Source organism: Pseudomonas sp. GW821-FHT10C09 (assembly GCF_059415465.1).
Genome location: NZ_JBWKNG010000058.1, coordinates 1 through 864, shown reverse-complemented (window position 1 = coordinate 864; position 864 = coordinate 1). Strand labels below are relative to the sequence as shown.

Annotated in this window: 1 protein-coding gene; it reads right to left on the bottom strand. The window is 55.6% G+C overall.

All coding sequences use genetic code 11. The annotated features are described in order from the left end of the window. Window positions 1-11: 11 nt before the first annotated feature. On the bottom strand, window positions 12-864 hold an 853-nt coding region (locus AC07N8_RS29440), incomplete at its 5' end, for an IS4 family transposase (protein ID WP_495065932.1).

Sequence of the window (864 nt, the reverse complement as noted above, 5' to 3'; positions counted from 1 at the left end):
CGTAATGCTGTTCACTTAAGCGGAGCAGCCTTACGGTCCACTGGAAACCGGGTCTTTGAGATCTTCACCGTCCTTGGCCTAGAAGGCCTGGGGCGGTGATCCAGAAATAATCCTCCAATACCTGCCCTTAGCTCTGCCAATCGCCTCCCTGTCGCTGAAACCGGGTTAGCCGCTGCCATCACGATCAACTGCACGGCGATGTACTGACAGGCCGGTTTGAAACGGATATCCGAAGGTGCTCGGCCAAATGCCACCGCTGCCTGACTGGCCTCGCGGCGAATCACGTTGTAAGCCAGCAAAAGCCCCCACACTTCCTGATAGATCAGTTCGACTTTTTTGCTGCGCAAGGTCATTGCGTTTTGTTGCATCGAACTCTTGATGTCCCTGAAGCCCAATTCGATTTCCCAACGCTCCTGATAAAGCTTGGCCACCGCCTTGGTGTTGTAGGTCTCGGCCGGCAAAGACGTCATGACGGTCTTCACTTTGCCTTGAATTTCATAGCTGACTTCGCGTGCTTCCCAGTGCGATGGCAGCGTCGGATTTCGCTTTCTGGCCTGCGGTGAGACTTTCATACGCACCCAACGATCGTGCGGGCTGTAACGGGCCACTTCTTCACAGACCAGTCCTTTTTTTGCCGGGATCAACCAATGGCGGTTGATGCCTGCGCTGCTCAGGCTGGACAGCAGTTCAGCGCCCCAGAACCCTTTGTCGAACAGCGTCACCGAGTGGTCGGGGATCTGCTGCAAAAACTCGTCGGCCAAGCGCATTTCACTGCGTCGGTAAGGGCTCAATTGAGCATCCAGGATCAAGTGCGAACGCACATTCATCAGCGCCACCAGCCGCATCATGGGAAACGGTGTCTGG